The 8,604-nt window shown below is 44.4% G+C and carries 9 protein-coding genes and 3 pseudogenes; 2 read left to right on the top strand and 10 right to left on the bottom strand.

The features are described 5' to 3' along the window. Window positions 1-218 (bottom strand): IS3 family transposase (locus EKM76_RS11975; protein ID WP_016372328.1); only part of this gene is annotated, 218 nt, incomplete at its 3' end. A gap of 81 nt (window positions 219-299) precedes the next feature. Here EKM76_RS11975 and EKM76_RS11970 point away from each other — a divergent pair. Continuing rightward, window positions 300-479 (top strand): annotated as a pseudogene (locus tag EKM76_RS11970) (transposase); the annotation flags it as partial. Window positions 480-483: 4 nt separating this feature from the next. Here EKM76_RS11970 and EKM76_RS11965 read toward each other — a convergent pair. The 3 genes and pseudogenes from EKM76_RS11965 to EKM76_RS11955 form a co-directional block, all read right to left on the bottom strand. Further along, window positions 484-723, bottom strand: a pseudogene (locus EKM76_RS11965) (hypothetical protein); the annotation flags it as partial. 277 nt (window positions 724-1,000) lie between these two features. Further along, window positions 1,001-1,558: a hypothetical protein gene (locus tag EKM76_RS11960; RefSeq protein WP_003567312.1), complete on the bottom strand. Its 558-nt coding sequence runs from the start codon at window positions 1,556-1,558 to the stop codon at window positions 1,001-1,003. 94 nt (window positions 1,559-1,652) lie between these two features. Further along, window positions 1,653-1,976: pseudogene (locus EKM76_RS11955) on the bottom strand (DNA/RNA helicase domain-containing protein); the annotation flags it as partial. 48 nt (window positions 1,977-2,024) lie between these two features. Here EKM76_RS11955 and EKM76_RS11950 point away from each other — a divergent pair. Then, a protein-coding gene (locus EKM76_RS11950) for an IS3-like element ISL1 family transposase (protein ID WP_125550848.1) occupies window positions 2,025-3,187 on the top strand; the annotation gives its coding sequence in 2 pieces (ribosomal slippage) (window positions 2,025-2,265 and window positions 2,265-3,187; 1,164 coding nt in all). On the opposite strand, the gene EKM76_RS11945 is transcribed toward EKM76_RS11950, so the two are convergent. The 6 genes from EKM76_RS11945 to EKM76_RS11920 all read right to left on the bottom strand — a co-directional run. Further along, complete coding sequence (locus tag EKM76_RS11945; RefSeq protein ID WP_225417940.1) at window positions 3,184-3,429, bottom strand: nucleoside triphosphate pyrophosphohydrolase family protein; 246 nt, start codon at window positions 3,427-3,429, stop codon at window positions 3,184-3,186. The two genes, EKM76_RS11950 and EKM76_RS11945, sit on opposite strands and share 4 nt — an antisense overlap. Before the next feature lie 130 nt (window positions 3,430-3,559). Next, window positions 3,560-4,888 carry a glycoside-pentoside-hexuronide (GPH):cation symporter gene (locus EKM76_RS11940; RefSeq protein ID WP_062904648.1) on the bottom strand — a complete coding sequence of 443 codons (1,329 nt, stop codon included), beginning with the start codon at window positions 4,886-4,888 and terminating at the stop codon, window positions 3,560-3,562. A gap of 35 nt (window positions 4,889-4,923) precedes the next feature. Beyond that, entirely contained in the window at window positions 4,924-5,577 is a 654-nt protein-coding gene (locus EKM76_RS11935; protein WP_225417939.1) for a recombinase family protein, read from the bottom strand. A 428-nt stretch (window positions 5,578-6,005) separates the two neighbouring features. Continuing rightward, a complete protein-coding gene (locus EKM76_RS11930; RefSeq protein WP_225417938.1) occupies window positions 6,006-7,745 on the bottom strand; it encodes a GmrSD restriction endonuclease domain-containing protein in 1,740 nt (579 codons plus the stop codon). A gap of 76 nt (window positions 7,746-7,821) precedes the next feature. Next, window positions 7,822-8,418, bottom strand: a complete 597-nt coding sequence (locus EKM76_RS11925) for a S16 family serine protease (RefSeq protein WP_225417937.1) — start codon at window positions 8,416-8,418, stop codon at window positions 7,822-7,824. Between the two features lie 69 nt (window positions 8,419-8,487). After that, window positions 8,488-8,604 (bottom strand): IS3 family transposase (locus tag EKM76_RS11920; protein WP_164507615.1); only part of this gene is annotated, 117 nt, incomplete at its 5' end.

Genomic DNA, 8,604 nt, shown 5'->3' with positions numbered 1-8,604 from the left:
AGGATTTCGTTCTCCTCAGACAGGGAAGCCAGCCGCTTTTCCATCGCTTTAATTTCGTCTGGCGATTTACCGGATTGAGTTTTGGCTTGGCCCTGGATCCACTTATGAACGGTTGAATAGCCAATGCCATATTCTCTGGCCAGTTGGGCAGCTGATTCGCCTTGCTTATATAGGTTGATAATGTTTTGTTTGAATTCTTTGTCGTAACGAGTTGGCATGTAAAAATTCCTTCCTTTTGAGAGACGATTTATTCATTATACGCTCTCTTAAAAGTTGTCTCAGGAATCAGCTTACATCCAGTAGCTAAACGCAACGAGTTGCATATGTTCACGGTGTTACCGCAACGATGGATCATTGAACGTTCATGGAGTTGGCTAGACAAAAGTCGGCGACTTTGGAAAAACTGTGAACGCGCCCTTAACAGCAGTCTTCAAATGGTTGTATTGGCCTTCCTGAAGATAGTTCTTAAAAGATACTAGACAGGTTCTCAGAACTGCTCATTGCTGCACTTGTCTGTTTCTTGTCAGACTCAATTGTGTCTTGGCTAATTGCCGCTTGTCCGCTCGCATCGTTCTGGTGTGAGGATGGATCGGATTTTGGCGCCGCACGGTCATGTTCGGTGATGTTTGTCTCACCGTTGTCGGCTACAGGGACAACGGCGCTGCCGACCTGGGTCAGCATCAACATCGCCAACATGACGATATGGATCAACTTCTTAGGCATCTGTGCGCCTCCTTCCATTGTTTCCGGCGTCTCTCTTCTTCCAACACCAGCTTAACAAGTTGACCCCGCGCAAAGGAATGATAATGTTCGTTATTTAACAAGATATTTTTAACAGTGCATACTTATTGACATTATAGGTATTAATCTGTACATATAATGTAAAAAGCTCTATTTATAGGTAAATAAGGTCTTCAAACCCAAAAGTAGCCTTGAAACAACCGGCGTATTGCCAGTAAGTCCCAAGACTACTTATAGGTTATTTATTAAACTAATTAGTTTAAGCTTTGATGATTTTCCCAACTGCAATTGGTAAAGTAACGTGGGCATCGTAGTTCATGACAGTTCCTTGAACAGTAGCCGGTAGCTTCAAGGTATCCGGCACACCATGAATATAAATGACCCTTTTATCGAGCTGCAAATCGTCACTGCCAAAAGCGGCTTTAAACGCTGTCTGCAATTCCTTCAGATCAACGAGTTTGTCATAAGCATAGTGACCTTCTGCATCAGCCACTGGGTAACTGTCATTTGGCACATGCATCTTGGCCGGTTCAGCGTCAAATGGCACCATCGTTGTACCGGAAACCGGTTCTGTTTCTGGCAGATCAACGAAACCGTCACCATTAGCATCTTGTGCCGCTGTGGCGATTTCTGCTGGCTTACCATCCGGGAATCCGTGGAAATGTTCCCAATGCTGCACATTAGCAGGTGTATCAAACATATCGATATGAATCTTCATTTGCGCACCATCAATCGTGAACGTCGCGGCACCGTGCGGCGCGGTGCCAATCTTCTCAGCGTTCAATGGCACAATTTCTGCTGTATACTTTTCAGCCATGCAAACCACTCCTTTTAGATTTAGACTCAGTTTCAGTATAGTGCTAACTGGAACGACTCACAATCTATTGCATTTCAAAAGTGAGGTTGCAAGATTATTTGGCCAATTGCAATAACCGTTGGCGCAAAGCAGGATCAGCTGCGTAAAGATAAAGCCCGTGCTTCGCCCTCTTCAGCAGAATATTAATGGCATTCATGATAATCGCGGCTTTAGCGTCGGTGGTGTCGGCCAAATCAGGGCGCTTTTTGAAGGCTTCCTTGTCTTGGTACTGCGCCAGATCAACCGTAAGTCGGTCTTTTGAGGGATCATAGCCTAGACTCGGCCCTAGAATCACACCTGCGTAATTCAAGTCAAAGCCTTGAATAGTATAAATGGAACCAACTTCATGCAATGTCTCAGGAGGGTCTGTACTAGAATTTCGGACAGAAACATAAGAGAATTGATTTATCCGAAAGGAGTCCTCAAAATGACCTATTCACGCAATCGCTACGACCAAGACTTTAAGAAAAATGCGGTACGTTTGAGTTTTAACTCTTCCAAACCAGTTAAAATCATTGCCTCCGAACTTGGTGTTCCTGAAAGTGCCCTGTATCGTTGGCGGAAGCTATATACCGAAGATGGAAAGCAAACGCCGTTTGCTTCTTTAGAAGCTGAGAACCGTGCCTTAAAACGTGAAAATGCCGAATTAGCATTGGAGCGTGATATGTTAAAAAAAGCCGCCGCCTACTTTGCCAGTCTCCAGAAGTAACCCCCAGCGATAAGTATGCTTTTATGTTGAGGGGAACCTCTGTTTCTGTGGTAAGGTGGGCGCGTTTGTTAGACGTATCAACGAGTGGTTATTATGCTTGGCGGAGAGCTTTGCCAAAGCGAAACGCCAAAGAAAGGCAATATCGTCAACGAATCAAACACTTTTTTGATCAAGGACAGGGCACTTACGGGCCCAAACGCATCTGCGGTTTATTGCGTAAAAATGGTAATAAAGCTTCCTATCACCGAGTTGCCCGTCTGATGGCTGATGCCGGTCTGTATTCAACGCTACGTTGTCGTCATCCGAAGAGTTTGACCGATAGCCGCCTTGCTCGTCAAGGTGATTATCCCAATCTAGTGAAACACCAATCTTTTAAGCCGTTTGAAGCCTTATCAAGTGACATTACACAGACGACAACATCAGAAGGAAAAGCTTACATTTGCCAAATAAGGGATTTGACCAGCAACCTAGTGTTAGCTCATCAAATATCCAATCATATGGACACGGATTTAGTCTTAGCGACACTTAAACAAGCCCACCAAAGGTGGGCTTTGCCAGAAACGTGTATTTTTCATAGTGACCGTGGTAGCCAATACACGGCCAAAGCAGTGACAAAGTTGGTCAACCAATATCATTGGCAACGTAGCTTCTCAGCATTGGGAAAACCGGGTGATAACGCTTGGAGCGAAAGCTTCTTTGCCATCATGAAGAAAGAGCTCATTTATCAGATACAATTTAAAGATATCAATGATCTGAGAGCGCAAGTCTTCGCTTACATCGAGACCTTTTACAACCGCGTAAGGGTACAAGCACGCTTAGACTATCTTGCACCAGTAGCATGGCTTTCCTTGTATGACCAAGCTTCACAAAAAGTCGCTTAGCAAACTGTCCGAAAAAGTGTTGACTTCCCATATGTAAGAATATCGGCAAGCTCAAGCTTCATGTTATCAACTGACTTATCTGAAAAATCTTTTTTACTCTCAACATCCCACAAAAACAATTCATTCAATTCACCGGCTTCAACTGAGACTGCTCGGGCCAATGCAGGTAACGTATGATATTTATTCCAACCCCGACTATCACGAAAATCAATTAGCTCACTTATTAACTGCTCATATTCCATAAAATATTCAGTCCTTATCATCCGCAAATTTTGAATCTTAATTAGATACATTGGTTTTAAGGTAATAATATCAATCCGCACCGGTGTTAGTTAGCAAATCAAAAACTATTATTTAGAATATAATTCGGACTTATTTTCTTGCTTCTATTGCTCGTTCAATCCGCCCCTCATCATAAAGCCGCAATACAAAATACATCCCCACATAAATAACCAACGGAATCCAAACATAATTCAAATCAATCATGGTGAGAGTTGCGGCATTCTGGGTTCGATTGGCAACGTAACCCGAAAAGTGAAACAAACCAGCTGTAATCAAGCCGCCAACACCAAGGCCGACGTTAACGCCAAAGTCATCCGTTGAAGCCAGAATTCCCTCGGCTTGGATCCCCATGCTGGCACCATAACGGATTGTGTCAGCAATCATGATTGAGACGAGGCCGATAATGATCCCATTGCCAATCGAGTTAATCAAGACACCGCCAAACAAGAACCACAGTATTTTGGTATAAACCCCAATCGCAATCACGGCTTGACCAACCAGCGCCATTAAAATACCGCGAAGCATCGTTTGCTTCTTACTGCGAACCTCGGTAATTCGAATGATCAGCAATACCCCGATTAACGCTGCCAGGGTAAAACTGTTAGCTAGTGGTACCAGGTTTTCGTTTCCCACCGTATATTTAAAATAGTAAATGGTTGTCTGATTCTTAATTGCCGTCACCAGCCAGTACATGAGAATCACGATTGACATAACGATCCATGGCTGATTATGTTTCAACATTTTTAGGACAGTTGTTAACGGTTGATGGGCAATTTCAGGATTCGCGAACCGTTCGCGAACATGGACAAACGTGTTGATAATCAAAAGAAATGAAATCAGGCTAAACACGATGATTGTGCCCAAGAACCCTTTTTGCTGATTACCGTGGCCGAAGAACGCAACCAAGGGTAATGTGAATACCGCCACCACAATTTGAACCGAACTGCCAAAGAATTGACGAATGACACCCAACAACGTCAACTCACGAGTATTCTGCGACATCGTTGGTAAGATTGACGTGATTGGCAGATTAACAGCCGTATACAGAAATCCAAGGCCTAAATACGTCACATATGCCCAGATTAATTTACCATTATACGAAAAGTTAGGCGTCACAAAGGTGAGAACCGCAAAAATAACGTAAGGTAACGAATACCAGAGGAAGAACGGTCGGCTCTTGCCAAACCGTGAATGTGTGTGATCAATCATGATCCCGATGACAAAACTTTCAACAACGTCAGCTACCCGCGCCACGACAAATAAAATGGCCACCGCGCTTGGTGTCAGTCCATAAACATCCGTGTAAAAGAATAGCAAATAGGTCGTCATCATTTGAAAGACTAAATTATCGGCGGCGTCACTTAAGCCGTAACTAATTCGTTCGGGCCACCGTGTTACCCATTTCGTCGTGCTTTTCATCCCATCATCGCCTTTATCGAAATTGTTAATCAACTTTATCGTACTCTAAAATTAGTTCTCATAATATAGATTGTACACAATTTGGATGTAAGCTGATTCCTGAGACAACTTTTAATACCGTATTTCACACGGTATCGAATAAAGGTCGTCCGTTTAATACCTGTATTTCGGGACACATCAATGTCACTCATGCCAGCTCGATAAAGCTTAAAAGCATGTTGCAAGCGGGGATCGTCTTGGGTGTATTGGGGTTTGCGCCCATGATATTTACCCTGCTGCTTAGCTAAGGCAATCCCTTGTTGCTGGCGCTCAATGATTCGCTTACGTTCACTTTCGGCCTGATACTTATAGAGTTCAATAATCAAGTTGGTCATCAGTTGACGTAAATTTGGGTCAGCAATCCCTGTCATGGACGGTAAATTCAACACATCTAGGGTGGCCCCCTTATTGTGAATGGAGTTCATGATCTTAGTCAAATCACGGTTGTTTCTGCCTAAGCGATCTAATTCAGTGACCATTACAATATCACCCTCACGAATATAGGCCAGCATTTTTTGCAGTTCTGGCCGATTAGTGTTAGCCCCACTTAATTTATCCGTAAATAATTTATCAACGTCTTTTAAAGCCGCTAACTGTCGATCTAAATGTTGCTCCTTGGAACTCACACGCGCATAACCAATTTTAGCCATTTCCAGTTCTCCTTTTGGACAGTTCTAATGAACACTTGTAATTCCTAGTATAGCACAGAAATAAAAACGGCCAATAGGGTATACCCTATTGGCCGTTTAGTAGGAGGACTATCATTTCATTTGTTCATCTATGTTCAATTGAATTTCATGCTTAAGTTTATCTACGTAGCTGCCCAAACCTTTATCAAATAACAATTTTATATTGCAAAAGTCAGTTATAGATTTGAGAGCATTTCCAACAAAGAGTGTACTAATAAATCTGGGTCTAGAATTTTTGGTGTTGGAAAGTATTTCCATTCCAAAAATTCTAGACCCGATGAAGTTGGTGACTGTCTGTACGACATCTGCTGGGCCAAACGTATAGACTGCTACCTGATTGGTTCCTAAATCGTTGTAATAGTTCACCTAAAGCCCTTCTTTATGCTGTTTCAACTCTGTCCCGGTACCGCTGATGGCTTTAGCCGAGAAAAGTACTCGGCAATCACGGTTGCCATGAGTTGCCGCCGCTGATTGAGAAAATCTGGATAGGTTGAGAAGTTGCCGTTCACGATGTCAACCGGAATTGCATTCTCGGCCAACCCTTTTGCAGTCGAAAATTCAGTTACTGCTGGATCCTTCATATACCGTTCTGGTGCCAAATCACTGATCTGTAAATTTCGGGGTTGTGTCAACCAGCAATAATTGGCAATTTGATTGATCTCATTCTGTTGTGCGCCATGCTTACGCAGATACGCCTTGGGGAAAATATGGTGAATATTGCCCTCTTGACTGATCACGGTCCGCACCGTAACATCCTTTTCCAACCAGGCAACGGTCTGGTTGTGTACCTGAGCCATTTGAAAAATTCGCCAACCGTTGTTCTGCGTACTTTGAGTGGCTAAATTATTCGGTAATTGAATTGTCCAATAGGTCTCTGGCAGTGCATCCGCAATTTCTTTTTCCACTGCTGCAACGACATCAGCACGGTGAAACAGATGACTATCCTGCTCCATCTGTGTTTCACTGGAGCCACTATACCGGCCAGTCAAAGCGGACATAATAATCCACTGTTTAACCAGTGACTCGCGGACAGACTGAGGTATGCCGTTTTGTCCTTTCAAGATCAGAAACAACATATATCCAGCATTCAGGAACGCCGTGCCATTGAATTGCAGCTTACCGCTGATCATGCCGAGACTTTCCAGAATCATAATAAATCGGCGAAAGTCTGACTGATTAACAAAGTCATCAATTCCTTCACCCAACTTACTATATGCCGCCGCCATGGCCGTTTCCGTGTATTTCTTGGTCTCAAAATCACGGCCAGAAATCAGGGCAACAAGATCTGCATGTTTTCCTCGACCAAAATGGCTGCCCAAAATCACATGGAAAATATCGCCAAAGGCCGGTTGATAAAGGGTCGTGTTTTCACTCACGATCCAGGCAATCTTCTGCATTGCCACCGATTGTGCAAATTTTGGATCAGACTCTTGAATACCAGACAACGCCGACGCGTCAGCTTGCAGATTGGTGAAATATTCAACCATTTTTCGTTGAATATTGCCTTGATGCAGAGTGTCCGCTGACATCTTAGACATGATGAAGTCCGCAGTGGATAGTCGGGTCCCCTGTGAATTAATCCGGTTAAAGATTTCAGTCACCTGATCAATCGTCAGCGCATCTGACAGGCTGATATTGCCGACGCCGTATGACGTAATGCGCTTCAAATCATCGATTGCGCGCGCCACTTCGTCTGGTGGGCAGTCATTGGCCTGGGAATAGGCGGTAATGAAATTGAAGCTTGAGAAGTCGTCCGCAAAAACTTCCGCGATATCACTGATCCAGCGTTTGTCCTTCTGGAGCAAAGCATTAGCCGTTTGAAATTCCCTGGTCAAAGGATTAAAAGCAATACTAATCCGCCGCCGCTTAAATCTTCGGTCGATAATCTTCTGCCCCGACAATGCGGTGGCTAATGCTGTGAGACGCTGCTGCCCATCGATCACGATCTTCTTTCCAACAGAGATTGACCCATCTTTAAGCCGAATACTGGGGTTATTCCAAGTGATAATGTAGCCAATCGGAAAACCATTAAACAACGAATCGATTAGATCCCGAACTTTGGTCGAGGGCCACACAAATGGCCGTTGCAGTTCCGGCAGCCCAATCTCCCCAGAGTTAATCCACCCCAATAATGTACCAATCTGACTATTCTGTACGTCGTATTTCGAATCTGCCACGGCTGATTGCCTCCCTTATACGTCTACGCTACTGCTGCACACCCAATGCCTTCATCACCGCATCCTCAATCGTATTGTAGAACTTCAGCGAGAAAGCCGCAATCAAATCTCCCGGCACCGTACCCAATTCACTCGTGGCACTGGATGGAATCAAGACCGCCTTCGCCCCGCTATCCAGGGCCACCTGTAGCCGATCTGCCAGACTATCCATCTTTTTGATAGTCCCGCCAATGGAGAAATCCCCCAGGATGGCTAATCCGCCGATGACCGGCTTGCCCACCGAAATAGAAACCAGGGCTACATAAGTCGCCAACGACAATTCCGTCGCCATGGCGCCATTATTCAGGTTAGTCGCGTTGACGATATAGTCATGCTGCGCCGGCGCAATATTCTGACTAACCTGGGAAAAATTGGCCTTGAGGTAATTGAACGCCGTATCCATTTCTTCCTTCGCCAACCGATTGGACTGAATCCCGGTCCAGCTCGTCTTGCCGTTGCCAGCCGTCATCTGTGATTCCAATTTTATCAGACTCAACCGCTCATCCGCATCATAAGCAACGGTGTAAACTTGGCCAGGCTTCCCCTCATTCTCAGGAATCAAGCCTGTCGAACCCTGCTCTGGCACTGGTACGAAATGTTCGTCGTAAGTCTCCTTGTCGATGTGCTCCTATGTCAATAAATGGCACATCTTTTTCTAAACACTCGTTCTAATTCTGTCGGAATTAAACCAACTGATGTAATTTGAGGTTCGGATTACCAAGTCCTCAAAATTGGAAAAAGTTGTTTGAAAGGCAAACTCTCTCTTCAACAA

The organism is Loigolactobacillus zhaoyuanensis (assembly GCF_003946385.1).
Classification (GTDB): domain Bacteria; phylum Bacillota; class Bacilli; order Lactobacillales; family Lactobacillaceae; genus Loigolactobacillus; species Loigolactobacillus zhaoyuanensis.
Note: the sequence above shows the minus strand (reverse complement) of the source record. Positions and strands in the feature narration are given on the sequence as shown.